The 26,198-nt window shown below is 58.0% G+C and carries 19 protein-coding genes and 1 pseudogene; 16 read left to right on the top strand and 4 right to left on the bottom strand.

Features of this window, described 5'->3' with window-relative positions:
* Position 1: 1 nt before the first annotated feature.
* The 6 genes from ACNAZS_RS16155 to clsB all read left to right on the top strand — a co-directional run bounded on the left by ACNAZS_RS16155 (position 2) and on the right by clsB (position 6,469).
* A complete protein-coding gene (locus ACNAZS_RS16155) occupies positions 2-1,294 on the top strand; it encodes a putative Na+/H+ antiporter (RefSeq protein WP_415791103.1) in 1,293 nt (430 codons plus the stop codon).
* Positions 1,295-1,454: 160 nt separating this feature from the next.
* The gene (locus tag ACNAZS_RS16150; protein ID WP_415791101.1) at positions 1,455-1,787 is read left to right on the top strand and encodes an FmdB family zinc ribbon protein; all 333 of its coding nucleotides are present in this window, start codon (positions 1,455-1,457) and stop codon (positions 1,785-1,787) included.
* 20 nt (positions 1,788-1,807) lie between these two features.
* Positions 1,808-2,449 (top strand): DUF502 domain-containing protein, encoded by a 642-nt coding sequence (locus ACNAZS_RS16145; protein ID WP_415791099.1) that lies wholly within the window; start codon positions 1,808-1,810, stop codon positions 2,447-2,449.
* 40 nt (positions 2,450-2,489) lie between these two features.
* Positions 2,490-4,274 carry an aspartate--tRNA ligase gene (gene aspS / locus ACNAZS_RS16140; RefSeq protein ID WP_415791097.1) on the top strand — a complete coding sequence of 595 codons (1,785 nt, stop codon included), beginning with the start codon at positions 2,490-2,492 and terminating at the stop codon, positions 4,272-4,274.
* Positions 4,275-4,400: 126 nt separating this feature from the next.
* Positions 4,401-5,261 carry an endonuclease/exonuclease/phosphatase family protein gene (locus ACNAZS_RS16135; protein ID WP_415791095.1) on the top strand — a complete coding sequence of 287 codons (861 nt, stop codon included), beginning with the start codon at positions 4,401-4,403 and terminating at the stop codon, positions 5,259-5,261.
* On the top strand, positions 5,258-6,469 hold the full coding sequence (gene clsB, locus ACNAZS_RS16130) for a cardiolipin synthase ClsB (RefSeq protein WP_415791093.1): 1,212 nt from the start codon (positions 5,258-5,260) through the stop codon (positions 6,467-6,469). Before ACNAZS_RS16135 ends, clsB begins: the two co-directional genes overlap by 4 nt.
* 31 nt (positions 6,470-6,500) lie before the next feature.
* Here the strand turns inward: clsB and ACNAZS_RS16125 are convergent, their stop codons facing one another.
* From ACNAZS_RS16125 to ACNAZS_RS16115, 3 genes are all read right to left on the bottom strand, one after another.
* The gene (locus tag ACNAZS_RS16125) at positions 6,501-7,391 is read right to left on the bottom strand and encodes a DMT family transporter (protein ID WP_415791091.1); all 891 of its coding nucleotides are present in this window, start codon (positions 7,389-7,391) and stop codon (positions 6,501-6,503) included.
* A 15-nt stretch (positions 7,392-7,406) separates the two neighbouring features.
* On the bottom strand, positions 7,407-8,858 hold the full coding sequence (locus ACNAZS_RS16120; RefSeq protein ID WP_415791089.1) for an MFS transporter: 1,452 nt from the start codon (positions 8,856-8,858) through the stop codon (positions 7,407-7,409).
* A gap of 113 nt (positions 8,859-8,971) precedes the next feature.
* Positions 8,972-9,538 (bottom strand): SRPBCC family protein, encoded by a 567-nt coding sequence (locus ACNAZS_RS16115; RefSeq protein ID WP_415791087.1) that lies wholly within the window; start codon positions 9,536-9,538, stop codon positions 8,972-8,974.
* A gap of 231 nt (positions 9,539-9,769) precedes the next feature.
* Here ACNAZS_RS16115 and ACNAZS_RS16110 point away from each other — a divergent pair, with 231 nt between their 5' ends.
* From ACNAZS_RS16110 to ACNAZS_RS16095, 4 genes and pseudogenes are all read left to right on the top strand, one after another.
* A complete protein-coding gene (locus ACNAZS_RS16110; RefSeq protein WP_415791085.1) occupies positions 9,770-10,063 on the top strand; it encodes a hypothetical protein in 294 nt (97 codons plus the stop codon).
* Between the two features lie 22 nt (positions 10,064-10,085).
* Positions 10,086-12,119, top strand: a complete 2,034-nt coding sequence (locus ACNAZS_RS16105) for an acyltransferase family protein (protein ID WP_415791083.1) — start codon at positions 10,086-10,088, stop codon at positions 12,117-12,119.
* 232 nt (positions 12,120-12,351) lie between these two features.
* Positions 12,352-13,374 (top strand): lipopolysaccharide heptosyltransferase I, encoded by a 1,023-nt coding sequence (gene waaC / locus ACNAZS_RS16100; RefSeq protein ID WP_415791081.1) that lies wholly within the window; start codon positions 12,352-12,354, stop codon positions 13,372-13,374.
* A gap of 21 nt (positions 13,375-13,395) precedes the next feature.
* Positions 13,396-14,758: pseudogene (locus ACNAZS_RS16095) on the top strand (3-deoxy-D-manno-octulosonic acid transferase); the annotation flags it as partial.
* 158 nt (positions 14,759-14,916) lie between these two features.
* On the opposite strand, the gene ACNAZS_RS16090 reads toward ACNAZS_RS16095, so the two are convergent.
* Positions 14,917-16,188 carry an O-antigen ligase family protein gene (locus tag ACNAZS_RS16090; protein WP_415791079.1) on the bottom strand — a complete coding sequence of 424 codons (1,272 nt, stop codon included), beginning with the start codon at positions 16,186-16,188 and terminating at the stop codon, positions 14,917-14,919.
* A 395-nt stretch (positions 16,189-16,583) separates the two neighbouring features.
* Between ACNAZS_RS16090 and ACNAZS_RS16085 the strand changes: the two genes are divergently transcribed.
* The 6 genes from ACNAZS_RS16085 to ACNAZS_RS16060 all read left to right on the top strand — a co-directional run bounded on the left by ACNAZS_RS16085 (position 16,584) and on the right by ACNAZS_RS16060 (position 26,160).
* Positions 16,584-17,690, top strand: coding sequence for an MraY family glycosyltransferase (locus ACNAZS_RS16085; RefSeq protein ID WP_415791077.1), 1,107 nt, complete (start codon positions 16,584-16,586; stop codon positions 17,688-17,690).
* Positions 17,691-17,848: 158 nt separating this feature from the next.
* Positions 17,849-19,270: a mannose-1-phosphate guanylyltransferase/mannose-6-phosphate isomerase gene (locus ACNAZS_RS16080; protein ID WP_415791075.1), complete on the top strand. Its 1,422-nt coding sequence runs from the start codon at positions 17,849-17,851 to the stop codon at positions 19,268-19,270.
* Positions 19,270-20,064 (top strand): ABC transporter permease, encoded by a 795-nt coding sequence (locus ACNAZS_RS16075; RefSeq protein WP_415791073.1) that lies wholly within the window; start codon positions 19,270-19,272, stop codon positions 20,062-20,064. Before ACNAZS_RS16080 ends, ACNAZS_RS16075 begins: the two co-directional genes overlap by 1 nt.
* Complete coding sequence (locus ACNAZS_RS16070) at positions 20,064-21,287, top strand: ABC transporter ATP-binding protein (RefSeq protein WP_415791071.1); 1,224 nt, start codon at positions 20,064-20,066, stop codon at positions 21,285-21,287. The genes ACNAZS_RS16075 and ACNAZS_RS16070 overlap by 1 nt, the downstream gene beginning before the upstream one ends.
* Entirely contained in the window at positions 21,284-22,504 is a 1,221-nt protein-coding gene (locus ACNAZS_RS16065) for an FkbM family methyltransferase (protein ID WP_415791069.1), read from the top strand. Before ACNAZS_RS16070 ends, ACNAZS_RS16065 begins: the two co-directional genes overlap by 4 nt.
* Positions 22,504-26,160, top strand: a complete 3,657-nt coding sequence (locus ACNAZS_RS16060; RefSeq protein WP_415791067.1) for a glycosyltransferase family 4 protein — start codon at positions 22,504-22,506, stop codon at positions 26,158-26,160. Before ACNAZS_RS16065 ends, ACNAZS_RS16060 begins: the two co-directional genes overlap by 1 nt.
* Positions 26,161-26,198 lie beyond the last annotated feature (38 nt).

Raw genomic sequence — 26,198 nt, 5'->3', positions numbered from 1 at the left:
TATGCCTGAAACCCTTGAACTTCTCGCCACGATTTTGTTCGCGGTGGCGGTTATCCATACTTTTTCGGTGCCGATTTTTGCGCGTCTGGCGCATCGCAATGGGCCGCATGCGGGGATATGGCATCTGTTGTCCGAGGTCGAGGCGGTATTCGGCGTCTGGGCGTTTGTACTGATCGTCTGTATGGCGCTGGTCAGTGGCAATGCGACGGCCATGCAGTACATGGATACGCGCAATTTCACTGAACCGCTTTTCGTGTTCGCGATCATGGTGGTGGCGGCCAGTCGACCCATTTTGGAACTGGTGGGCTTGATTGTGCGAGGGATGGCTCGCTTGTTGCCTCTGCAGCGCGAAGTCGCGACCTTTTTTGTCGTGATGGCGGCGGTGCCGCTGATGGGCTCGTTTATCACCGAGCCGGCAGCCATGACGCTGGCGGCCATCTTGTTGCGAGATGGTTATTTTCGGCGCGGCGGGAATACGGGCTTCAAGTATCTGACGCTGGGCGTGTTGTTTGTCAATGTGTCGATCGGTGGGGTCTTGACGGCCTACGCGGCGCCGCCCGTGTTGATGGTGGCGTCCACCTTTGGCTGGGATTCGGCCTACATGGCGATGCATTTTGGCTGGCGTGCGGCAATTGCTGTTGTCATCAATGCGGCGGCACTGACCTGGATTTGCCGCCACGCGTTGGCTGGGCACATCGTTGGCACGGGCGATGGGGTAAATGCCGACGAGGACGAACCCCCCAGACGCGGGCCCGTCCCCTGTCTGATTATCCTGGTGCATTTGGCGTGCCTGGTCGGTGTCGTGATGGCGGCGCATCACCCCGCCGTCTTTCTGGGCCTGATGATGATGTTCATCGGCTTTGTGCATGCTTATCGACGCCATCAAGATCGTCTGTTGATTCGCGAAGGCTTGATGGTGGGCTTTTTCCTGGCGGGCCTGGTGGTGTTGGGCGGCTTGCAGAAATGGTGGCTGCAAGATCTGCTGGGAGGCCTGGAGCCCAATGTGTTGTTCTGGGGCGCGACCGCCCTGACGGCGGTGACCGACAATGCGGCGCTGACCTATCTGGGGTCGCTGGTCGAGGGGTCGACCCCCGCATGGCATTACATGCTGGTGGCAGGCGCGGTGACGGGCGGCGGTTTGACGGTGATTGCCAATGCGCCTAATCCGGCGGGTTATGCGATTTTGCGGCCGTTTTTCCCCGACGAAGCGATATCGGCGGGCAGGTTGTTTTTGTCCGCCCTGGTGCCTACCCTGGTGGCCGCCGGCATGTTCCTGCTGCCCCTGGGACGGTAGTCAGGCAGCGAGCTCCAGCGCCCGGCACTGCCTGAGCAGGAAAAAAAGCTAAAATTCAAGACTTTCCCGTATTGGATCCGGCGCCGCCTGGTCGCTGCCCGCTCGTTTGGGTGGTGAAACGGCGGTTTTTGATGCGCCGGTTACCTGGAAACTCCCGATCATGCCTATCTACGCTTACAAATGCAGTGCTTGTGGCCATGCCCAAGACGTGTTGCAAAAAATGTCCGATGCCCCGCTGTCGGTTTGTCCCGAGTGCGGCCAGAGCACGTATTCCAAGCAGGTCACTGCGGCTGGCTTTCAATTGAAGGGATCCGGCTGGTACGTTACCGATTTTCGCAATAATGGGTCGAGTGGCACCGCCAAGTCCGACGGTGGCTCGTCGGCGTCCAGCCCGGACACGGCGAAGACCGCCACGCCCGCGGCGAGCGATAGCTCGGCCAAATCGGCCACACCGGCCGCCGCGCCCCCCCCGGCGCCTGCCGTTTCGTCCTGATATCCAAAAAGGCAGACGGCATGCGCGTCATCAAGAAGTATTTCGTCACCGGGTTGCTGATCTGGACTCCCCTGGCTATTACTCTCTGGGTGCTGGGGCTGCTGATCGCGACGCTTGAGGGCCTGGTACCGAGCTTCTTGTCGTCGCAATCCTTATTTGGTATCTATATCCCGGGTTTCCGGTTTGCGCTGGTGATCGCGGTCGTGTTGTTGACCGGAGTATTTGCTGCCAATCTGCTGGGACGTACGTTGCTCGTACAGTGGGAGTCGCTGCTGGGGCGTATCCCGCTGGTGCGTTCCATCTACAATTCGGTCAAGCAGGTCAGCGATACGGTGCTGGCGCCCAATGGCCAGGCATTTCGCCAGGCGGTGCTGGTGCAGTATCCGCGGGCCGGCTCCTGGACCATCGCATTCCTGACGGGCGTGCCCAGTGGTGAGGTCGCGAGCTACCTGCCGGGAGATCACGTCAGTGTGTACGTCCCGACCACACCGAATCCCACGTCGGGGTTCTTTTTAATGATGCCTCGCGACCACGTCATCGAACTGCAGATGAGCGTGGACGCTGCCCTGAAGTACATCGTTTCCATGGGCGTTGTGGCGCCGCCGGGCCAGCCGGCCCCGGCAGTCACCCCCGTTCCGACGGCTCCGGCCGCCGATTCGTAACATTTTACGCTGACACACAGCACCTAGGAGTCATCCCGCAATGCGTACCTGCTACACCGGCGAGGTTTGCCGTGACCATCTCGGCCAGACTGTCACCCTCTTCGGCTGGGTGAACCGCCGCCGCGATCACGGTGGGGTCATCTTTATCGACCTGCGCGACCGCGCGGGGCTGGCCCAGATCGTTTTCGATCCGGATAATGCCGCCTTTGCCACCGCCGAGCGCCTGCGTAACGAATTCTGCATCCGCGTGACTGGCCTGGTGCGCCTGCGTCCCGAAGGCACGACCAATGAGGGTCTGGCTTCGGGCGAGATCGAGGTGCTGTGCCAGGATCTCGAGATCCTGAATGCGTCGGTCACGCCGCCGTTCCAGCTCGACGACGACAATCTGTCCGAGACGACCCGTTTGACGCATCGCGTGCTGGATCTGCGTCGTCCGCAGATGCAGCGCAACCTGATGCTGCGTTACCGCGTGTCGATCGAGGTGCGCAAGTTCCTGGACCAGTTGGGCTTTATCGATATCGAAACTCCCATGCTGACCAAGAGCACGCCTGAAGGCGCGCGCGATTATCTGGTGCCCTCGCGTGTGAACGCCGGCCACTTCTTTGCGTTGCCGCAGTCGCCGCAGCTGTTCAAGCAGATGCTGATGGTGTCGGGGTTTGATCGCTACTACCAGATCACCAAATGCTTCCGCGACGAAGACCTACGTGCTGATCGTCAGCCCGAGTTCACCCAGATCGATTGCGAAACGTCGTTTCTGAACGAACTCGAAATCCGCGAGATCTTTGAAAACATGATCCGTCATGTATTCAAGACGGTGCAAGACGTCGAACTGCCGTCGCCGTTCCCGATCATGAGCTGGACCGAGGCCATGCAGCGTTACGGTTCGGACAAACCCGATCTGCGCGTGAATCTCGAGTTCACCGATGTGACCGATGTCATGCGTGATGTCGAGTTCAAGGTTTTTGCCGCCGCGACCGCGCCGGGCAACCGCGTGGTGGCTTTGCGCGTGCCCGGTGGCGCTGAGTTGTCCCGTAGCGAAATCGATGCATACACGAAGTTCGTGGGCATCTATGGCGCCAAGGGCCTGGCCTATATCAAGGTCAACGCTACCGCCAAGGGCCGTGACGGCCTGCAGTCGCCCATCGTTAAAAACCTGCATGATGCCGCCTTGACCGAGCTGGTCAAGCGCACCAATGCGCAAGACGGCGACATTATTTTCTTTGGCGCTGACACCGTCAAAGTGGTCAACGATGCGATCGGTGCCTTGCGCGTGAAGATCGGCCACAGCGAGTTCGGTAAAAAGACGGGGCTGGTATCTCCCGGCTGGAAGCCCCTGTGGGTGGTCGATTTTCCGATGTTCGAATACGACGAGGAAGACGGCCGTTACACCGCTGCTCACCACCCGTTCACCAGCCCCAAGGACGGTCACGAGGACTTTCTTGAGTCTGATCCCAGCAAGGCGTTCGCCAAGGCCTACGACATGGTGCTCAACGGCTGGGAAATCGGGGGTGGTTCTGTCCGTATTCACCGCGAAGAAGTCCAGAGCAAGGTCTTCCGTGCGCTGAAAATCGGCGCCGAAGAGGCCCGCGAGAAGTTCGGTTTCTTGCTCGATGCGCTGCAATATGGCGCGCCGCCACATGGGGGTATCGCCTTTGGCCTGGATCGTATTGTCACGATGATGACTGGTGCGGAGTCCATTCGCGATGTGATCGCTTTCCCTAAGACTCAACGTGCGCAATGCCTGCTGACGCAAGCCCCGTCCGAGGTCGATGAAAAGCAATTGCGCGAGTTGCATATCCGCCTGCGCAATGTCGAAGTGAAATGAAGTAATCTGCGGGCAGAGGGCGGCGCGGGTCTGTTGCAGACTGGTGCGTCGCCTACCCGCTACCCAGGATAACAAGGGCAGCTTCGGCTGCCCTTGTCCGCCGCATAAAAAGGCGCCATTCGGTTCATGTCGCTTATCCGCATTGTCAGCTACAACATCCACAAGGGACGCTCGTCCCTCGGTCGTCGTGCATCTCTGAATGAATTGCGCCTTGGGCTGTATGGTTTGCGCCCCGATCTGGTGTTCCTGCAAGAGGTCCAGGGCCGCAATGAGCAGCGTTCGATGCTGGATGCTCAGCACGAGTCTCTGGCCGCGGCACTCCATCTCAATGTCGCTTATGGCTGCAACGCCATCCGCGATCATACCGATCACGGCAATGCCTTGCTGTCGCGCTATCCGATTGTGGAGCACGAGAATCAGGACATTTCCGATCATCGACTCGAGCAGCGTGGCCTGCTGCATGCGCGCGTTCGGATTGAGGATCATGATGTGCACTGCTTTGTGGTCCACCTGGGTCTGTTTGCTGTCAGTCGTGGCCGACAGATTTCCGCACTGATCGAACGCATCGCCCGATCAGTGCCGGACGGACAACCCATGTTGATTGCGGGTGACTTTAATGATTGGGGTGATCGCCTGGCGCCGTTGTTTGTGCAACAGTTGGGCCTGAGCGAGGTCTTTGCCAATGCGCCGCGCAGCCATGGCGGGGAATTACCTCGCTTGCGCGATTCGGTGCGACGGCTTGGCAACGCGTTGCGTGGTCTGCCGAATGGCCTGTCGGTACAGGAGCGCGTCAACCAGTTGGGTATGGATGGCGCCTATTGCCCCTTGCCTCCACCGCGTACGTTTCCCGCTGTATTTCCCTGGTTCCGGCTGGATCGGATCTACCAGCGCGGGTTTGCGGTGCGCAGCGCGCGCGTATTGCGGGGCCGCGAGTGGGCGCGCTTATCCGACCATGCTCCCTTGCTGACGGAGCTTGAGTTGCCGTGAAGGCCGATATCGTCAGGCTCGACTGGACCGATGACAACGCCGTCGAGCTCCTGCAGAATGGCGCTGATTTCTTTCCCGCGCTTTGCCAGGGGATCGATGACGCGCGCGTGAGCGTGCACCTGGAAACGTATATTTTTCAGCCTGATCGCACGGGCGAACAGGTATTGCAGAGCCTGGAGCGCGCCGCGCGCCGTGATGTGAAAGTCCGCGTGGTGATCGACGGCTTTGGAAGCGCGGATACGGCAAATGGCGTGCGTGATCGTATCGTGGCCGCGGGCGGATATTGTCGGGTCTACCGTCCCGAGCCGCCTTGGTATGGGCGCCTGGCGCTGTCGCGGAATCGGCTACGTCGCCTGCATCGCAAGGTGGTGGTAGTCGATGGAGACGTCGCTTTTGTTGGCGGCATCAACGTGGTGGATGATTATGATGATCTGGATCCTAAGGACGACATCCCGGCACCGCGCTTTGATTTTGCGGTAAAGGTACGCGGGCCGTTGGTGGCGTATGCGGTGCATGCACAAGACTTACTATGGGTGCGTCTGAGTTGGGCCAAGCTACGACGCCATCCGCGCGATTGGCGGCGTATGCAGTTAAGTCTGCCGAGGCGCCCCCCTAGCGAGCGGGCCGGGACCCAGCGTGCCGCGCTGGTGCTGCGCGATAACCTGCGTTATCGGCAGACGATCGAGCGGGCGTACTTGTACGGTATCGAGCATGCGCAGCGCGACATCCTGATTGCCAATGCGTATTTCTTTCCGGGGCGCCAGCTTCGCAAAGCATTGTGGCGTGCGGCAGCACGTGGCGTGAGGGTGCGTTTGCTGCTGCAAGGCAAGATCGAATATCACATGCAGTACTGCGCGACGCGTTCGCTCTATAACCGGCTACTGTTGGGCGGTATCGAGATTTACGAGTACGTGCCCAGCTATTTGCATGCCAAGGTCGCGGTGATCGATGGCATTGCGACCGTGGGCTCGTCCAACCTGGATCCGTTTAGCCTGTTGCTCGCGCGTGAGGCAAACGTGGTGGTCGATGACGTGTCCTTTGCCCATGAGTTGCAGCAGCGACTGGAGACCGCCATCGACGAGGGGGGACGATTGGTGTGCGCCGAGGATTACCAGCGGCGCGGTTGGTGGAACCGCTGTATCGATGCGGTGGCGTATGCCTTGCTGCGCATCGGTGTGGCCCTGACGGGACGTTCGAGCGAATACTGAATGGGGCTCTGGTGGCAGCGCTGCTACGTGGCTAGGGGGTCGACTTTTGAGTCGCTGGCCGGCGACGAATCAATCCCAGTGCCAGTGCAGTACCGATCAGAATAACCGTGGCGCCCGCCAGGATTTGCGGAGTGAGCGTTTCGTCGAGGAACCAGGCACCCCACAGAACGCCAAAAAGCGGCACCAGAAAGGTGACGCTGACCGCTCCGGTGGGGCCAACGCTGGCAATCAAACGAAAGAGCATCAGATAGGCGAGGCCGGTGCAGGCGATGGCCAGCGTGATAGTGGCCGACCACGCCTGCCAGGAAACAGCCTGGCTTGGCCAGGTGGCGATGGCCAGCGGCGCCAGGACCAGGGCGGCGCTGATCATGCTGCCCGTGGTCGCGGATAACGGGTCGATTGTGCTCAGAAAACGTTTGGTCCAGTTGGCAGCGATGCCGTAGAACATCGGGGCGGCGATGAGCGCCAGCACGGCGGGGCCGTCTCCGCCGCTGCTAAAGTCCAGCTTGTCCCACGACAGTACAAAGATGCCCAGAAAGGCGATGGCCAGTCCGATGGTGCGCATGAGGGGCAAGCGGTCTTTGAGCCATAGCCAGCCGATGATGGCGCCCCATACAGGCGTGACGGCATTGGATACCGACATGAACCCCGCACCCAGCGACTGAGCGGCGTAAGCGTACAACAAGAAGGGGATAGCGGAATTCAGCGCGCCGACGACGAAGATGGCTTTCCAGTGGCGCGCGATGACGGGGAGCTTGCCGCGCAGCAGCGCGACGGGCAGCAACATAAGGGCAGCCAGCCCGACGCGCAGCTCCATGAGCGGCCCCGGTCCGAACTCGGGTACGGCTATGCGCATGAACAGAAAAGATCCGCCCCATACCGCCGCCAATAGCAGGAGGTCCATCAAGTCGCGACGGGGCATGAGGCAGGTTTCCGGTTAGGCTTTGCGTGGCGTGGCGCGGGAAATGACGTTCTTCATTTTGACGCGGTGCGCCAGGTAAGCGCAGCACAGCGCCAATAGTGTACAGATGATCAGACCAATCCGCACGCCTTCGAGGACGGAGCTGCGTGCAATGGCGATACCCACTAACGCGGTGCCCGTCGCGCTGCCGATGGCGCGGGTAGTCTGGACCAGCGCCGAGGCGACACCGACGTCGCGGCGCTCGCTGAGCATTTGCATGAAGAGCGTCAAATTAGTCAGCAGAAAACCCAGCGCGCAGCCCGTGACGAAGAACGCCAGCAAGATCCATATGGTTGAGGTTCCTTTGCCGAACGTCAATATCATTAATGACCCTACGGCCAGCAGGAGGCCACCGAACACCATCAGGCGCTGCGGCTCGTTTTGCCTGGGAAACAAGTGTCCGTTGATAATGCTGCCGATAGGAATCGCGGCCACCAAGGGTGTCAACAGCAGGCCGGCTTCGCTGGGGGTGTAGCCCATTTCTGTTTGCAGCAGCAGGGGGCTATAGAAAATCAGCACGAACATCACTGCACCCACCGCCAAGGCCGCTACGTTGAGCAACTGGGGTTCGCGCTTGGCGATCACGCGCAGCGGAAAAATGGGCGACGCGATGCGACGTTCGTACGGCACCAGCAGCGCAATGGCGGCGATGCCCGCCAATGCCAGGCATATGGCGATCACCGGATGGGCGTGTTCGCCGGGGGCAAAACCGAGTTCCATCGCGGCCAAGGGGGCACTGACGGCGATGATCAACAGCAGGCTGCCGAGCCAGTCGATGCGTTGTTTGTCCGTTGAGGCATGGAGCGGCCGGATATGCGGGAAATAGCGCGCCAACATGAACAGGGCGACGATTGCCGCGACCGGGGCAATGAAGAAGGCGGCACGCCAGCCGAAAGCCTGGGTGGCAGCACCACCGAGCAAGGGCCCGACTCCGCTAGCCATTGCAAAGGCTGCCGAAACCAGTGCCAACCAGCGCACGCGCTCTTTGGCGTCGGGAAAGAGATCCGCTGGGGCCGCAAAGGCCGTGGCGATCATCATCCCGCCTCCAATCCCTTGTAGCGTCCGGAAAACGATCAGTTGCAACATCGATTGCGACAAGCCACAGGCGATGGATCCCAGGGCGATGATGGAGACCGACAATAGCATTAGCGGCTTGCGTCCGAACATGTCGCCCAACCGGCCAAAGATCAGAATCGACGCCGCCGTCGCCAATAAGTAACCGGTACCGACCCAGGCATAAAGCGCCATGCCGTTCAGGGCTTCGGCCACACGGGGTAATGTCGTACTGACAATCGTGGAATCAAAGGCGGCCAGCACGACGGTGGCGGCGACACCCAGCATCGCTTTCAGGAGGTCACGCTTACTGCGGAGAGGTTCGGCGGGAATGTCGGTGGGGGGTTCGGGAACGGCCGTAGCGGGCGTATTCATGGCGCCGAGGATATTGTTGATCGATCAATCATTGATTGTAACCCGCGCATATTTCGACCAAGGTCAAGCACTGTCAAATTCGGCTTGATCACGAGACAGGAGGGGCCCTGGGGTTATTTGAATAGGGCGTGATATCCCACAATGACGATCACGACAGCGGCCACTGCGAGCCACGACCAGCGCGACGAGGTTAGACCCCGGGAGGGCTCTTCGGGCTCAGGGGGCGGGGCCACGCGCGGCACCTTTGCCATCTGGTCGATAAAGGCGGTAAAGAATTTTTCTACGAGTTTTCCACCCGCCTTGATCAAGGCTTGCTCACCGACCTTGCCGAGTGTGCCACCCGCCATCGCGGCAACGGTATAGGCGAGCCGGGTGCCATCGTCTTTGGGGGATAACGTGATCTGGGCGGTGCCGATGGCCAGGCTGGAGGTTTGGCTCTTGCCCTCGAAGGCCAGCGAGAAGCTATGCGGCGGCTTTAGCTCGGAAAGCAAAATCTCCCCTTCGTACTGGGCTTGCACGCCCCCTACGTTGGCACGCATGGATAATGCGTACTCTGTTGGGGACTGGCGCTCGAGCTTGATACACCCGGGCAAGCATTTCTGCAGCACTTCAGGATCCATCAGGGCGTCCCAAGTTTGGTGCTGCGTAGACGGAATCCATTGAGCATCGGCTAGGCGCATGGCTGTCTCCTTGGTCTGCTTTGGAATTCATTGTGGACCAGCATGTCCGGCTTGTCATCTATTACGCGACCAATACGTCCCACGAGGCCACTGTGTAACCACTTTATAATTTAATTATATGTATCGTACGCGTACATTTAGATACTTTTCAAGGGGCTTAAACCCAATATAACCAACGGCTAGCATTGGGCGTGGCCTGCATGCATGGAGTTTTCTTAGGTGTTTTTACGCATGAGTTGGGCCAAAATTTTGCCGCTCTTGATCGCGGTGTCCCCGTCGTTGCTAATGATCTCGTCGCGCTCGGCGTCAGCCGGGCCGCTGCTTTTCCCCCAGTCTCTGGCGGGTACACGGCCCCACACCGCGGCGTACACCCCTTACAACACCGTGACCTTTGGCAACCTGACGTTGCCGTTCGCCGTCCTTGCCTGGTTGTCCGTCGGTCGACAATTGACGCGCCGGCGACGTACCGAGACAGTATCGAAACTTGTGGCGCAGGCGTATCCCCGTCATCGCGAGTCTTATTAATTCCGGGCCATACTGCCGCCTTATGTCTTTTTCCCAGCATTCCAACGAATACCGTCCTCATATCGACGGCCTGCGTGCTTTGGCGATATTGCCCGTCGTGTTGTTCCATGCAGGCGTGGCCGGGTTCGGTGGCGGCTATGTCGGCGTAGACATTTTCTTTGTTATCTCCGGCTATTTAATTACCGGACATATTTTGTCCAGTTTGTACCAGGGCAGTTTTTCTTTCTGCGATTTCTACGGACGACGTGCCAGGCGGATATTGCCCGCCCTGATTGCCGCGGTCATCGTTACGCTGGTCGCAAGTTTTTATTTGCTAATGCCCGGCGAGTTGGCGGAAGCGGGCAAGGCGGTCCGGCATGTGGTCTATTTCTTTTCGAACCACTATTTCTGGGGGCAGGAGAATGACTTCTGGGACCAGAATGCCCTGAGCACGCAGCCGCTGTTGCACACCTGGTCGCTAGCCGTCGGAGCGCAGTTCTATATCGTGCTGCCTTGCTTGCTGGTGCTGGTTTTTCGCTTTGGTCGACGTGCTTATCTCGCGGCACCTACGCCGATGTGGGTGGTGCGCAGTGTGCTGGTCGGGTTGGCGATGGTGTCGTTCGCGGTGAGTGGCGCCCTGCTGCAGGTAGATCAAGCCGCGGCGTTTTATCTGCTGCCCTCGCGGGCCTGGGAATTGCTGTTCGGTAGCATCATCGCGTCGCTGGCTGGCACGCGTTTGAGTCGACCGCCTTTATGGTTTGCGGAAATTTGCTCGATCGTCGGGTTGATTTGCATTCTGTGGGGTGTGCTGACGTATACGCAGGCAACCCCGTTTCCCGCGACCCATGCATTGGTGCCGGTGGCGGGGGCCGGTCTGATTCTCTATTCAGGCTATTCACACATTCCCACCTGGATGACGCGCTTGCTCTCGCTACGGGTGTTGGTGTTTGTGGGGCTGATTTCTTATTCTTTGTACTTGTGGCATTGGCCCTTGTTGGTGCTGTTTCGCTCGACGGTGTGGTCGGTAAAAGGTCTGCCACAGATTCCGGTGCTGGGATATCTGGCCATCGCGCTGGTCGTGTCGTGGGTGTCGTGGGCCCTGATTGAGCGGCCTTTTCGGACAGGGTTTCTCGCCGCGGCAAGGTCAAAGACAATATTGGGTGTGGCGTTGGTCGCATCGTTGACCTGTTTTGGGGCTGGCGTGTGGGCCATTCAAGCGAGTCGCACGGATCAGCAAGACTTGCCGCCTGTATTGACCCAATTGGACCAGGACATGGACATGGCGCCGGGTATTGCATGCGAGGGCAAGCCCGAGTTGGATGTGATCCGCGCGGGGCAGTCGGGGTGCGTATTAGGTGACCCGGCGGTCGCAGCACCCACGCCTGACTTTATCTTGCTGGGGGACTCGCATGCGCGCATGTGGGTGAGCGCATTTGACACGTTGGCGCGTGAGCTGGATCTGCATGGCGTGGCCATGGCGTACGCTAACTGCGTGCCGTTGAAAGGAGCAGTGCCTCCGACGCGCCCGGCTTGCACGGGCATTACCGATGCGGCGCTGGAGTATGTGGCCCGCTCTCCTGTCCAGCAGGTCATTCTGGCAGGCTATTGGATCGAGGCGGCGGAAACGGCCTTTGCTAAACCGTCGATGGCAAATGGCGTGCAAATGTCTACCCAGAATTTCAATACATCATTGCGCGACACGATTCGCTATTTGCAGCAAGCCGGCAAGGCGGTGACGCTGATCCTGGATGTACCGCAGTTGGAAAACGATGACGTCCCGCGTGATCTGGCCCTGCTCAGTGTGAGTCAACAAGGCGCCAACACGTATGGGCCTAGCCTGGCGGAGCACGTGACGCGTCAGAAACCTATGTTGGAGGGCCTCGAAGAGGTATGGCCAGACGTGAAGCCCTTTGGCGTTGTCGATCCGACCGTCGGTTTGTGCGCCGCGGGGCAATGCCTGGTGGCCCGTGAGGGGCGCACGTGGTATCACGATAAGCAACATTTGACGGACGATGCCGCCCGGGAGCTGCGTGCGGTATTCTTGCCTCTGCTGAGATCCGTTTCCGCGCCGCGATGACGCTTTTCGACGGCTCTAACAGGATTTTGGGAGATGCGGCCGCAGCCTACTTTGACAAGGCGGATTTTTAGGTCGCTGACAGAGGTAGACATCATAAATTTGAGGTTTGTTGTAAATTGCCAGGATTCTGTGTCGTGACCCGACCCGAGTTGGGTCGGAAATTTCAACAAAATGCCGTGAAGACCGATAGGGTTTTTGCATGAATACACCCGAAGGTTCCCGCTAGTAATCGATGGCAACCCGCATTCTCATTGTTCGTACCTCGTCGCTCGGCGATCTGGTGCACATGCTGCCCGCGATTTCCGACATTGCGCGTCACGTCCCCGATGCCGTCATCGACTGGGTCGCGGAGGAGGCGTTTGCGGAGATCCCGAGCTGGCATCCGGCTGTCCACGACGTGATAAAAGTGGCACACCGGCGCTGGCGTAAAGCATGGTGGTCAGCATCTGTAAAGGACGAACGGCGTGCGCTGGCGGCGCGTTTGCGCTCGGTGAAGTACGACGTCGTGCTGGATATGCAAGCGTTGATGAAGTCAGCCTGGTTGGTACGCCAGACGCGTGGCGTGCGCCATGGCCTGGACTGGCGATCGGCCCGGGAGCCGTTGGCGTCGTTGTTTTATCAGGTGCGTCATCGCGTCGAGTTCTGGCAGCCGGCGGTGACGCGGCAGCGCGAATTGGCATCGTTGGCATTTGGTTACACGTATAGCGGCCCCCCTGATTTTGGACTACAGGAGTTTGCGGAGCAAGCGCGGGCCGACGCTGAGGCTTGCGTGGCGGCGTCCGAGACGTGCGCCCGTCCGCATCATCATCTGAATACAGATCATGGCTATGCGGTCATCATGCCGTCGGCCAGTCGTGACGACAAGCTTTGGCCCGAAGACGATTGGCGCGCCGTGTTTACCCGTGTGCAGCAAGCCGGATGCACATTGCGCTTGTTGGCCGGTAATCAGCAAGAGGCCGAGCGTGCCCAAGCATTGGTGGCAGGCTTTGCGGGCGTCGAGGTATTGCCTCGGATGGATTTGACCGCTATTGCCCGGCAATTGGCCGGCGCGCGCATCATGGTGGGGTTGGACAGCGGGCTGACTCATTTGTCGGCGGCGCTGGGGCGCCCCACGGTGGGCATCTACCGAGCCTCTACGCCGGTGCGCACGCCATTGATCGGGTCGAGTTTCACGGCCAGTCTGGGCGACCGTGGCGCACCGCCGTCGCGTGGGGCGGTACTGGCGTCCGTGGACCAGGCGTTGGCCGCGAGCTAACGGCCATGGCGCTAGATTGATATGCGACGCGGCACCTACACCCTGGCGTTGTATGTTGTGGCTCCTTTGGTGTGGCTCTGGATGGCGCGACGAGCCCGCAAAGCCGGCGGCAACTGGGGTATTTTTTCGGCGGCGCGCTTTGGTCGGCCGAGTGCCGATAGTCCGGCGCCGTTTGCTCGACCGCCCGTATGGGTGCATGCGGTCAGCCTAGGCGAGACGCGCGCCGCTGAGCCCCTCGTCAAGGTGCTATTGGAGCGTGGTTTGCCGGTGTTGTTGACGCACACGACGGCGACGGGACGGGCTGAGGGCGCTCGCCTGTTTCCGGAGGCGATTGCTTCGGGTCAGTTGCGCCAGACGTGGTTGCCGTACGATTTTCCTGGCGCGGTACGCGAATTTTTAACCTGTTATACGCCGCGTTGCGGGCTTCTGATCGAGCGTGAAGTGTGGCCTAACTTGTTGGCGCAGGCACGTCGGCAAGGGATACGAATGGCGCTGATCAGTGCGCGTTTTTCCGCCTCGTCGCTGCGTCAGGCGGCATGGATGGGGCGGGTGTTGCGCGATGCGCTGGCGAACTTGGATGCCGTGCTGGCACAAACGCCCGACGATGCTCAACGGTTGGAGCAGGCGGGCGCGCATCGGGTCAGTGTGACGGGGAGTCTGAAATTTGATCTGAGTTTGCCCACTTCGCAGGCCCTGGAAGGCCGGGCTTGGCGGCAGGTGTTGGGACGACCGGTGATAGCAGTGGCCAGCACGCGGGAAGGGGAAGACGCTTTGTTTGTGCAAGCGATACAGACACTTCGCAACGTCAAGGCGGTAGAGGCTTCGGCAGGTGTCTCATCAGAAGGGGCGGCGTCCGGAGGGGCGGTCAGCGCGGGGGAAGCCCTAACGGCTGGGGCGCGCGTCTCGGCTCGGCGTGTGTTGTATCTATTGATTCCTCGACATCCACAGCGTTTTGATGAGGCTGCCGAGCAGTTGACTGCTGCCGGGCTCACGTACATGCGACGCTCTCAGGTTCCGACGTATGCCTTGGAAGACATCGCTTCTCAAGCGATATCGCAGCAAGGGCAATTGCCACTGACGCAAACGGAGAGTGTGCCGCCAGCGGATTGTGAGGTCGATGTCATGCTGGGTGACTCATTGGGCGAGATGGCGTTTTATTATGCCGCTGCGGATGTGGCCATCGTGGCAGGGAGTTTTGTGCCATTGGGCGGGCAAAACTTGATCGAGGCTTGTGCGGCTGGCGTGCCGGTTATTGTCGGGCCGTACACCTTCAATTTTGAACAGGCCGCTAAAGACGCGATTGCCGCGCAAGCCGCATTGCGGGCAGCGGATGCTCCCGAGGCATTGGGGGCGGCGTTGAGGTTGCTGGGCGACGAGAATCGTCNCGCGGCCATGGGCCGTGCCGCGCACGATTGGTCGGCGGCGCATGCTGGTGCCACAAAGCGTACTTTGCAGGCATTGGACGAGTGGTTTTCGTCATAGCCCTGCGCGTACGTGCGGCTCGATCCAGCGAGGGTTCAACCATGCGCCGCCCAGATGAACCTATTTTGGTGCTAAATCGTCAGCCTGATCAGGGCTCGGCGCCGAGAGTGCCGTAAACAGCGCTATAAAAGCAACATACAGGCTCACCGTACGCATGCCTCGAAACATGAGCTCGGTCAGTCCGAATATGGCGAAGCTCAGACACACTGCCAGCCCCATGGCTGCCGCCACGCGTTGGGTTTGTGGCACGTTGCGGCGCAGGCGGCGCAGGAATAGCCAAGCCGGCGCGAAATAGAGTGCTAGCAGGGCGATGCCGCCAGCCACGCCGAGGGTAGCCAGTGCCTGCAGGAAATCATTGTGCGGCTCACCGAAATCGCGAGCGACAAAGGGCGAGACCCGGCCAGCGGCTACGCCTTGCTGCAGCATATCTTTGAAGCTGGAGCGGTCTCCGGTTCCCGACCAGGGCGCGCTTTTGAACATATGCCACGCTGAATTCCATAGCTGCAGGCGAATGCACATGGACGTGTCGGCCGTCGGGGCGACGGTGAGACATTCATGAATTTCCTGGGCGCCTTGCGTGACGCGTTCACGCAGTGCCGGGTTGGATGCGCCGACGGCCAGTGCGATCAGACCGATACCCAGCAGTGCTGCCAGTGCTCGCATTGGGCGATGCAGCCAGCCGGCCAGCGCGATGCCGATGATGGCGAATACCGGTATCGCCATCCAGCCGGTGCGCGTCTGTGTCAGCACGAAACCCACGCAAGTCAGTGCGGCTGCGGCGATCTTGAACGCGCGTTCGGCTCGAGGATGGCGGGTACACTGCCAGCTCAGACTGTAGATTGACAGCACGGCCATCAACAGCATGAGGTTGCCATAGCCTACGGCATTGAATTGTGGCGTCGGTGGGCGCTGCAACGTCGGGCCTGCCAAATAGCAGACGATTGCGGTCGCGGCAATGCCCGCCGTGATCGGTCCCCAGATGAAATGGCGCAGCCGCTGGCGGTCAATCAGTAGAAAGCCGGCTAACAGACACGGAAAGCCCAAGCTGATTCGCAGGCCACGTTCGATGCTGGGGCCTTCCCAATGGGCATTGAGTAATTGACTGAGCAGTACGGCGGCCAGCGGCAAGCACAGGACGAGTAGTAACCAGCGATACGGACGCAATTGTTGCATCCAGTGCGTGGCAGGTGTGGTTGCGACCATGCAGAGGCAGGCGACGATCAGCAGATAGAACAGCGCACTGCCCCCACCGACCGTGAGCGTCAGCACAGGCAACAGCACAACGAGGAAAGTGATCAGAAACGGGGTATGGGATAAAGAAGAGCGCGTCATGTAAAAAGGGCAGTTCGGTTGCGGTAAGGAAGGCTATTCCTCAAATCAAATGCGACAAATTTGCTACAAAAATAGTACGAAATATTTAAAAAAAAGATAAAATTTATCTAATGATATGGTTTTTCGCGAAAGTGTGTAAGGGAAGATAGGCTTGTTGTGTCATTGAAATGACCAGCCGTTGCGACCTCAGGGCCCTACTGCGGCCGGGGTGAAATTTGCCGGGCGAGTATAGCTGAGACAACTGACATTACAGGGCAGGTACGCACGCATCGGTGTGCTTGGCATTGGCAAGTCGATAGACATCAGCAGACCAATCCAGAAACACTATGTGCGGGCGCCTATCTATACAATCCGTTCGAAACCTAGCAGCCCGGAGTTCCTTACACAGCTTTGTTATGCAATATTTATTGACGGCGTTTCTCACCTCACTCGTGTTCACCGCGCTACTCGTCCGGTGCCGATTCTGGGGTAACGGCTGTATCTTCGATTCCGAGCTGGACAGCGTGCAGAAGTTCCACGTCAAACCCGTGCCGCGAGTGGGCGGTGTGTCGCTGGTGGCCGCTATGGCCGTAACCTGTGCGGTGGCCGCTTTCCGAGAGCCCGAGGTGCTTCCGGGATTACTGTGGCTAGGGCTGGCGGCTGCGCCGGCTTTTTTAGGCGGACTCGCCGAAGACCTGACCAAACATGTACGGGTGCTGACCCGCCTGATGCTGGCGATGGCGTCGGGGGCGATCGCTTATTTCGTGCTTGATGCCGCGGTGACACGCGTGGATATCATCGGCCTGGACTGGCTACTGCAGTTTAGCGCCGTGTCGTTCGTCTTTACTGTCGTGGCGATCGGCGGCTCGGCCAATGCCCTGAACATCATCGATGGCTACAACGGCCTGGCGGCTGTCGTGTCGGCGATGATTTTCGCGGGCTTTGCCTATGTCTGTTTCTATCTGGGCGATCGCATGCTGCTGATCGTGGCCTTGGGTATGCTGGGCGGCGTGGTCGGCTTTCTGTTCTGGAACTATCCGCGCGGCCATATCTTTCTGGGTGATGGCGGTGCGTATTTCCTGGGATTCATGATTGGCGAGCTGTCTGTGCTGTTACTGGCGCGCCATCCCGAGGTATCGGCCTGGTTTCCGTTGTTGCTGTGCATTTATCCTGTTTTCGAGACGCTGTTCTCCATTTACCGCAAACGCTGGCTGCGCGGTCGTTCGCCCGGCGCACCCGACGGCGTGCATTTGCATATGCTGATCTACAAACGCGTGGTGCGATGGGTGGTGGGTTCGCGCGAGGCGCATCACCTGACTTGGCGTAATTCTTTGACATCACCGTATTTGTGGCTGCTGTCGTCGCTGGGCGTCATTCCCGCTGTGTTGTTCTGGCAAACCCCTGTCATGCTGATGCTGTGCGTGGCGGCGTTTTCCATGGGGTACATAATTTTGTATCGTAAATTGGTACTTTTTCGTATTCCCAAATGGATGGTCGTCAAGAAGAAAAAACGCACGTATTGAAAAAGGTGACTTGTACGGCATGGAGTATTTTTTTACCGCCGCGGATTGTCAAATGGGGCAAAATTGGCCCAGATTAATATTGTTCATGATTCTGTCATGGGGACGATTCCTTCCAAGAGAAGCATCCAATTCCCTCTAAACGCGACCAAGGCATCTTCATGCTGATTTCTGTTGTTTTGTCTGGCGGGGCTGGCACCCGTCTTTGGCCTGTTTCCCGCGAAGGCTATCCCAAGCCATTTATGAAGCTGGCGGACGGCGAGAGCCTGTTGCTCAAGACATACCGACGTGCCGCAGAAGTCGGTGCCACGAGTCTTCTCACCGTCACGAATCGCGATTACTACTTCATGAGCAAGGACGAGATGGCGTTGGCCAAGCTCGATGTGCCTGCCCATTTTCTGCTTGAACCCAGTGGCCGCAACACGGCACCCGCCGTGGCGATGGCCGCGCTTCAGGTGGCCGAGCGCCATGGCCCCGATGCGCTGATGCTGGTGCTGCCCGCCGACCATCTGGTGCTGAATCAAGACAGCTTCGCGCTGGCGGTGTCCCGTGCCCAGGTGCTGGCCGAACAAGGCAAGCTGGTCACCTTCGGCATTATTCCCACAGGGCCCGAGACCGGCTTTGGCTATATCGAAACCGGCGTCGACGTTGGCGACGGCAAGCAGGTCGTGCGTTTCGTCGAGAAGCCCTCGGCGGACAAGGCGCGCGAGTACGTGGATTCAGGCCGCTTTGTCTGGAATTCGGGCATGTTTTGCTTTAAGGCCGGCGTCATTCTGAAGGAGCTCGCCGAGCACGCGAGCGACGTGGATACGGCGACGCGCGCCTGTTGGACGGCCACACTTGCCGCGTGCGGCGATCACCCCGAGATGGCCGAGATTCCCGCTGAGTCGTTTGCCGAAGTGCCGGATATTTCCATTGACTATGCGGTGATGGAGCGTTCGTCCAACGTGGTCGTGGTGCCCGGCGATTTTGGTTGGAGCGACATCGGCTCGTGGGTGGCGGTGCGGGATCTGACCGCGCCCGATGCGAATGGCAATCGCGCTGCCGGCAACGCGATGTTCGTCGACAGTCGCAACGTCTACGTCCAAAGCGACGACCGCCTGGTGGCGGCTGTGGGCGTACAGGATTTGATGGTCATCGATACGCCGGACGCCGTGCTGGTGGCGCACCCTGACAAGGCGCAAGAGGTCAAGCAAATCGTCAAAAAACTCAAATCCCAAGGGCACGAGGCATACAGATTGCATCGCACGGTATCGCGACCGTGGGGGACTTACACCGTGCTCGAAGAAGGCCCGCGCTTCAAGATCAAACGCATCGAAGTCAAGCCGGGCGCCAGCCTGAGTCTGCAGATGCATCATCACCGTAGCGAACACTGGATCGTGGTCTGCGGCATGGCTCGGGTCGTCAACGGCGACAAAGAGCTGTTGGTCGGGGCTAACGAGTCCACCTACATCCCTGCCGGCCATAGGCACCGGCTGGAAAATCCCGGCGTGCTGGACTTGGTGATGATCGAGGTACAGAGCGGCGAGTATCTGGGCGAAGACGATATCGTGCGTTTCGAAGACATTTACGGACGTACGTGATGTTAGGTATGTTCAACGCGCTATGGAGCTATCGCGGCTTCATCATGGGCAACGTCAAGCGCGAGTTTCAGTCCAAATATCGCAATTCGTTGTTGGGGGCGGCATGGAATGTGCTCAACCCGTTGTCGATGATTGTCATTTATACGGTGATTTTTTCACAGGTCATGCGCGCCAAATTGCCGGGCGTGGATGGTACGTTCGCCTATAGTATTCACCTCTGCGCAGGCGTGCTCACCTGGGGGCTGTTTGTCGAAATCGTCAGTGGGGCCCAGAACACTTTTATCAACAATGCGAATTTGATCAAGAAGCTGAGCTTTCCACGCCTGTGTCTGCCGGCGACGGTGGTGGCGAATGGCCTGTTGAATTTCTCGATCATCTTTTCACTGTTCACGATTTTTCTGATCGCCACGGGTAACTTTCCAGGCTGGTCGTTTCTGGCGATGGTCCCCGTGCTGTTGATTATGGTGGCATTCGCAATTGGCCTGGGTATCACGTTAGGTGTGCTCAACGTGTTTTTTCGTGATGTGGGTCAATTTTTCACCATATTCCTGAATTTTTGGTTTTGGTCCACGCCAATCGTGTACCCGATCAGCATCTTGCCGGAGCGTCTGCAATCCTTGATGCAGTTCAATCCCATGGCGGTGTTGGTTGATGCGAGTCAGACTATTTTGATGCAAGGCCAATGGCCAGACTGGACCAAGCTGGCCTGTGTCGCCGTGCTGGCCGCGCTATTTTGTATGCTGGGGCTACGATTATTTCGCAAGCATGCCGGCGAAATGGTGGATGAACTCTGATGGGTAGTATCACTGTTTCTAATTTGGGCAAGGCCTACAAGCAATATCCGACACTCTGGTCGCGTTGGCGCGAATGGATGGATCCGCGCGATCGGCCACGCCATCAGTTGCATTGGGTGCTCGAGGACTTGAATTTCACGGTGAATGTTGGCGAGGCGGTCGGCATCATTGGCATCAATGGTGCGGGCAAGAGTACGCTATTGAAGATGATCGTCGGCACGACGCTACCGACTACCGGCAGCGTGCAGATGAGCGGTCGCGTGGCTGCGTTGCTCGAACTAGGCATGGGTTTTCATCCTGATTTTACCGGCCGGCAGAATGCCATTATGGCGGGACAACTCCTGGGAATGAGTGTGGAGGAAGTCAATGCCCATATGGCCGAGATCGAAGCATTTGCCGAGATCGGCGAATACATAGACCAACCCGTGCGCGTGTATTCCAGCGGCATGCAAGTGCGCCTAGCCTTCAGCGTGGCGACCGCGGTGCGGCCCGATGTGCTGATTGTGGACGAGGCCTTGTCGGTGGGGGATACCTACTTTCAGCACAAGAGTTTTGATCGTATTCGCGAGTTTCGTAAGCAAGGCACTACGTTGTTACTTGTGTCGCACGACAAACAGGCGATTCAATCCATTTGTGATCGGGCGATACTGCTTAGCGCCGGAAAGTTGTTGATGGAAGGCAAGCCTGAGGCAGTGATGGATTACTACAACGCGATGCTCGCGGACCATCAGGGGCAGCAGGTCCGGCAAGACGTATTGGACAATGGCAAAGTACAGACGATATCCGGTACAGGCGAAGCAGTTGTCACGGCTATCGCTTTATTGAACGAGGCTGGTAGCCAGATAGAGACGGTGGACGTTGGGCAACAGGTGACATTGCGCATCAAGGTTCAGACCAAGGCGTTCATCTCACGACTGGTTCTGGGGTATGGGATCAAGGATCGATTGGGCCAGGTTATTTATGGAACCAACACCGATCTGAAAAAGCAGGTGTTGACGGACGTTCCGCCTGATAGCAAGGTGACATTCAATATTGCGTTTCCAGCAAACCTTGGGCCTGGCAATTACTCCATTCAAACTGCCTTGGCCAGCTCGGACACACATCTGGTCAATAACTATGAGTGGCGGGATCTGGCGATGGTTTTCAATGTTATCAATACTGACAAACCCGATTTTGCGGGCGTTGCCTGGATAGACCCCGAGATCCAGATCGAGATGCTATGAGCTTTATTTCTTACGCTCAGAACTACGAAGACGTCATGTTGCGTCGGGTACTGAAGTCGGTATCGCGTGGATTCTACGTCGACGTCGGCGCAGCGTGGCCTGACGAGCATTCAGTGACTAAAGCTTTTTACGACCAGGGTTGGTCGGGCATCAATATTGAGCCCAACCCGAGGTTTCACGCCGCTTTATCAGAGGCTCGGCCGCGGGACGTCAATTTGCGGATTGCAGTCGGTGAGCATAGCGGTGAAGTCGTCATGAACATTATCGACGGCACCGGATTGTCATCGGTGGATGACGGTATTGCTCAGGGGCATATTGAGGCCGGCTGGAACCCGGAGCGACAAACCGTAAAAATGGAGCGACTCGCCGATATCCTGGACGAGCACGTACCATCGGGCCAGGAGATCAACTTCCTGAAGGTCGACGTAGAGGGCCTGGAAGAGCAGGCCCTGCGCGGCAATGATTGGCAGAAATTTCGACCGTGGGTTGTGTTGGTCGAGGCCACGTTACCAATGTCGCAGACGCCGTCCTACGAACAGTGGGAGCACGTCTTGCTCGATGCCGGCTATTTGTTTGTTTATGCAGATGGCCTTAATCGTTTTTATATTGCCCGGTCACATGCTGATTTGCGCGACGGTTTTACCTATCCACCCAACGTATTTGATGATTTCAAGGGCGCCGACCTGAAGACGCTGGAAGGCCGGTTGGATCACCTAGAGCGGCAAAAGCAGCAACTTGAGTTTCTGGCTCAGCAAGCGGAGCAACAACGGCAGCAAGCCGAGCAGCGCGCACAACAGGCCGAACAGCGGGCACAGCACGCCGAGCGGCGGACACAAGATGTCGAGCAACAAAAGCGCCAAGTCGATCAACAACTGAAGTTGATTCAGGCTAGTACGTCTTGGCGCGTTACAGCCCCATTGCGATCGGTGAGCCGACGTGTATTCAGGCACGGATTAAAGGCCCAGGTATGGTCGGCGGTACGATATGGCGTGAGCTACGTCAATCGCCATCCGACGCTACGTCGCTTAGCATTGCGGATTCTGAACCATATCCCTGGCTTGAAAGACAAGTTGCGTCGCGTGATGGGCGTGGCGCAGGCAACACAGATGGCTGACAATCACGATTTATATAGCTCGTCTAATCTGACTGCCCATGCAAGTCAAATATACGAAGAATTGCAGGCGGCGTATAAAAACAACGGGCAGGAGAAACGCTGATGCGCATTGTGTTGGATATGCAAGGCGCTCAAACGGAAAGCCGATTCCGCGGGATAGGCCGATACGTCCTCGGTTTTGCCAAGGGCGTTATACGAAACCGCGGGGATCATGAGGTTTTTCTGGCCTTGAATGGCTTGATGCCCGAGGCCATTGAATCGATTCGAAGTGAATTCGACGAGTTGTTGCCTCAGGAGAATATTCTTGTCTGGCATGCGCCGGGCCCCGTGGAAGAATGCACCGCAGGTAACGAGGCTCGCCGACAGGCTGCGGAGATCGCTCGCGAGGCGTTTCTTGCAAGCTTGCGACCCGATGTGGTGCATATCGGCAGCTTGTTCGAGGGCGTATCCGGGTTTGGCGTCACCAGTCTAGGCGAGTTCGATCGATCGACGCGGGTAAGCGTGTTATTACACGACTTGATTCCGCTGGTGAATTCGGCCAAATACCTGGATCCTTACCCTCACGTATCGCGCTGGTACTTTCGCAAGGTCGAATACCTCAAGAAGGCAGCCGTACTGTTGACGAATTCTGATTTCACTAGACAAGAAGGGTTGGAGAATCTGGGTTTGCCGGATGATCGCATCGTGTCGGTGTCGAGCGCGACGGATAGTTACTTTAAACAAATAACGATTAGTTCGGATCAACCAGCGGCTCTGCAGACAAAGTTTGGCATCGGCAAAAAATTTCTGCTCTACACGGGTGGAGCAGACGAGCGAAAAAATCTGCCGCGGTTGATTGACGCGTACTCACGACTGCCTGCTGATCTGCGAGCAGATGTGCAGTTGGTATTCGCGGGGAAAATGCCGGTATACGAATCGGACGTCTTGCGTTCCCACGCAAAAGCCGCTGGTATTGATAGCCAGAGTTTTGTATTGACTGGCTATATTACCGACGAAGAACTGCTATGGCTGTACAACCTGTGCCAGGCTTTCGTGTTTCCGTCATGGCATGAAGGTTTTGGCTTGCCAGCACTTGAAGCCATGGTGTGCGGCGCACCAGTCATCTGTTCCAATAGCAGTAGTTTGCCTGAAGTCATGAGACGAGAGGATGTGCTGTTCGATCCCACCAACACGCCTTCGATCACCGAGAAAATGATCCGGGTATTGCGCGACGACGTATGGCGCGACGAGTTACGGGAATACGGTTTAGAACAATCGAAGAAGTTTTCGTGGGACATTGTGGGTCGGAGAGCCATCGACGCATGGACGCAACTGGAGCCGCCTGCCGAACGGCCTTGGCTGGATCAGTCTTTGCAGAAAAATAGACTGACGGCGGCGTTGGTCGATCGGTTGATGCCAGAGCGTGACGAGCAGATGTTGGTGCCGCTGTCGGCATGCTTGGCCCAGAACGCGCAGACAGGCCTTCAACGTCAGTTGCTGCTCGATATTTCTGAACTATGCCAGCACGATGCAGGTACCGGCGTGCAACGCGTGGTTCGGAATTACTTGCGTTGTTTACTAGAGTCACCACCCGCTGGTTATGACATTGAGCCTGTTTATGCCACTGCCGAGCACGGCTATCGCTATGCTCGCCGGTATACGCAGAAATTTCTTGGCCAGAAAGAAGATCCTGCCGTTGTGGATACGGCGATCCGGTGGCAACGCGGAGATATTTTCTTTGGCCTGGATCTGCAGCATCATGTGCAGATTAGGCATCGTGCGTTTTATCAGACGCTGATGCGCCAAGGCGTCACGGTCAAATTTCTGGTTCATGATCTGCTTCCCATCCAAATGCCGGAGTGTTTCTGGGATGCCGATCTAGCACCGTTGCATGAGCAACTGATGCAGATGATCGCCTCGACGGATGGCGCAATTTGCGTGTCCCGCGCGACTTCAGACGCGTTGCTTGCATGGATACGCGATACCGGCGCTGCGATGTCGCCCAGTTTTCAGAGCACGTGGGTCCACAATGGTGTGGAGAGCCTCGTTCCGGCCTCAGAGGCGTTGCCATCCGATGCCGAGCATACGTTGTCCCTGATTCGCAGTCGGCCGAGTTTCTTATGCGTGTCGACGATCGAGCCGCGTAAATGCCAGGAGCAGATACTGGACGCCGTGGAGGGACTATGGTCAACCGGGCACGATGTCAATCTGGTGTTTGTCGGGCGCCCGGGCTGGAAGATGGATGCGTTCGCGGATCGTTTGAACAAGCATCGAGAGATAGGCAAGCGTCTGTTTTGGCTGCAAGGAATTTCTGATGACTATCTGACCACGGTTTATCAGTCGGCGACATGCCTGGTGGCAGCCAGTTTGAACGAGGGCTTTGGGCTACCTGTTATCGAAGCCGCTCGCCATAAGATGCCTGTTGTCGCTCGTGATATTCCGGTATTTCGCGAGGTGGCAGGAGATGCCGCATGGTATTTCTCGGGCGATACCGTTGCCGATTTGCAGGGGGCGCTGGAACAATGGTTGAGTTTGCATCGAGATGGCAAGCTTCCCGATCCGGGTGCGATGACGTGGTCCACGTGGGAAGACAGCACCGAAGCCCTGAAGTCGGCGTTGTCGACAAATATCGTCTCCAAGCAGCTATTCCTCGATATATCTGAATTGGTGGAGCATGATGCGAGGACGGGCATTCAGCGTGTGGTGCGCAGTATTCTAAAAGAGTGGCTGGAGCATCCCCCCTCGGGTTATGAGGTGGCGCCGGTTTATGCGCGCGTCAATGAACCCTATCGATATGCACGGCGTTATGTTGCCCAGATGATGGGAGTCCGGGCAGAGGGGCTGGTTGATGACCTGATCGAGTTTTCGCAGCGAGATGTCTTCCTGGGTCTTGATCTCTCTCCTCCGATCATGCTGACCCAAGTGAATTTTTATCAACGGCTGCGCAGGCAAGGCGTGCAGGTCAAGTTTTTTGTGCATGATCTGCTTGCGTTAAATCCCGACTACACCGAGCCGGCAGTCACGGAAAACTACCGGCGATGGCTGGTGGAGGTGGTAGCCGAAAGCGATGGCGTGATCTGCAATTCAAAGTCGACCGAGGATCAGGTTGCCGCGTGGTTAGGCACGCAAGAACCAAAGCGACTGAGACCTTTTTCCATGGGGTGGGTCCACATGGGCGCCGATATGGAAAATTCCATCCCGACGCTGGGGTTGCCTGATAACGCCCAACAACTGTTGACCGCGTTTCGCACCGACCCGAGTTTTCTGATGGTCGGCACATTGGAACCGCGCAAGGGACATGCACAAGCCTTGGAAGCATTTGAGACGCTATGGCGCGATGGTTGCGAGGTCAATCTTGTGATTGTCGGCAAACGAGGTTGGAAAGTCGCTGATCTCGCAGAAAAGCTGAGTTCGCACCCCCAAGCCGGTCGGCGGTTGTTCTGGGTTGAGGGGGCTAGCGATGAATTCCTGCAGGAAATTTATGCGGCATGTCGGTGCTTGTTGATGGCCTCATATGCAGAGGGGTTCGGATTGCCACTCATTGAGGCCGCGAAGAACAACTTGCCCATACTGGCGCGCGACATCCCGATTTTTCATGAGGTCGCAGGAAAATATGCGTCTTATTTCCACGCCGAACAAAGCCAGGATCTGGCTGATGCCATCAAGCAATGGCTGGCGTTAGATGCCAAAGGGCAAGCGCCGGGTTCTGTTGGCATGCCCTTTCTCACATGGAAACAAAGCGCGGCGCAGTTGGCTCAGCGCATCCTGAAGGACCATTGATAAAAGCATGGCAAAACCATCCATCATTCTCGTGCGAT

It is taken from the genome of Bordetella tumulicola (genome assembly GCF_965138755.1).
Lineage (GTDB): Bacteria > Pseudomonadota > Gammaproteobacteria > Burkholderiales > Burkholderiaceae_B > Bordetella_A > Bordetella_A tumulicola.
Note: the sequence above shows the minus strand (reverse complement) of the source record. Positions and strands in the feature narration are given on the sequence as shown.

Bases quoted from the DNA above. Each gene is read 5' to 3' on its own strand.
- ACNAZS_RS16155 (WP_415791103.1), top strand. From the start codon at position 2: ATGCCTGAAACCCTTGAACTTCTCGCCACGATTTTGTTCGCGGTGGCG.
- ACNAZS_RS16150 (WP_415791101.1), top strand. From the start codon at position 1,455: ATGCCTATCTACGCTTACAAATGCAGTGCTTGTGGCCATGCCCAAGAC.
- ACNAZS_RS16145 (WP_415791099.1), top strand. From the start codon at position 1,808: ATGCGCGTCATCAAGAAGTATTTCGTCACCGGGTTGCTGATCTGGACT.
- aspS (WP_415791097.1), top strand. From the start codon at position 2,490: ATGCGTACCTGCTACACCGGCGAGGTTTGCCGTGACCATCTCGGCCAG.
- ACNAZS_RS16135 (WP_415791095.1), top strand. From the start codon at position 4,401: ATGTCGCTTATCCGCATTGTCAGCTACAACATCCACAAGGGACGCTCG.
- ACNAZS_RS16125 (WP_415791091.1), bottom strand. From the start codon at position 7,391: ATGCCCCGTCGCGACTTGATGGACCTCCTGCTATTGGCGGCGGTATGG.
- ACNAZS_RS16120 (WP_415791089.1), bottom strand. From the start codon at position 8,858: ATGAATACGCCCGCTACGGCCGTTCCCGAACCCCCCACCGACATTCCC.
- ACNAZS_RS16115 (WP_415791087.1), bottom strand. From the start codon at position 9,538: ATGCGCCTAGCCGATGCTCAATGGATTCCGTCTACGCAGCACCAAACT.
- ACNAZS_RS16110 (WP_415791085.1), top strand. From the start codon at position 9,770: ATGAGTTGGGCCAAAATTTTGCCGCTCTTGATCGCGGTGTCCCCGTCG.
- ACNAZS_RS16105 (WP_415791083.1), top strand. From the start codon at position 10,086: ATGTCTTTTTCCCAGCATTCCAACGAATACCGTCCTCATATCGACGGC.
- waaC (WP_415791081.1), top strand. From the start codon at position 12,352: ATGGCAACCCGCATTCTCATTGTTCGTACCTCGTCGCTCGGCGATCTG.
- ACNAZS_RS16090 (WP_415791079.1), bottom strand. From the start codon at position 16,188: ATGACGCGCTCTTCTTTATCCCATACCCCGTTTCTGATCACTTTCCTC.
- ACNAZS_RS16085 (WP_415791077.1), top strand. From the start codon at position 16,584: ATGCAATATTTATTGACGGCGTTTCTCACCTCACTCGTGTTCACCGCG.
- ACNAZS_RS16080 (WP_415791075.1), top strand. From the start codon at position 17,849: ATGCTGATTTCTGTTGTTTTGTCTGGCGGGGCTGGCACCCGTCTTTGG.
- ACNAZS_RS16075 (WP_415791073.1), top strand. From the start codon at position 19,270: ATGTTAGGTATGTTCAACGCGCTATGGAGCTATCGCGGCTTCATCATG.
- ACNAZS_RS16070 (WP_415791071.1), top strand. From the start codon at position 20,064: ATGGGTAGTATCACTGTTTCTAATTTGGGCAAGGCCTACAAGCAATAT.
- ACNAZS_RS16065 (WP_415791069.1), top strand. From the start codon at position 21,284: ATGAGCTTTATTTCTTACGCTCAGAACTACGAAGACGTCATGTTGCGT.
- ACNAZS_RS16060 (WP_415791067.1), top strand. From the start codon at position 22,504: ATGCGCATTGTGTTGGATATGCAAGGCGCTCAAACGGAAAGCCGATTC.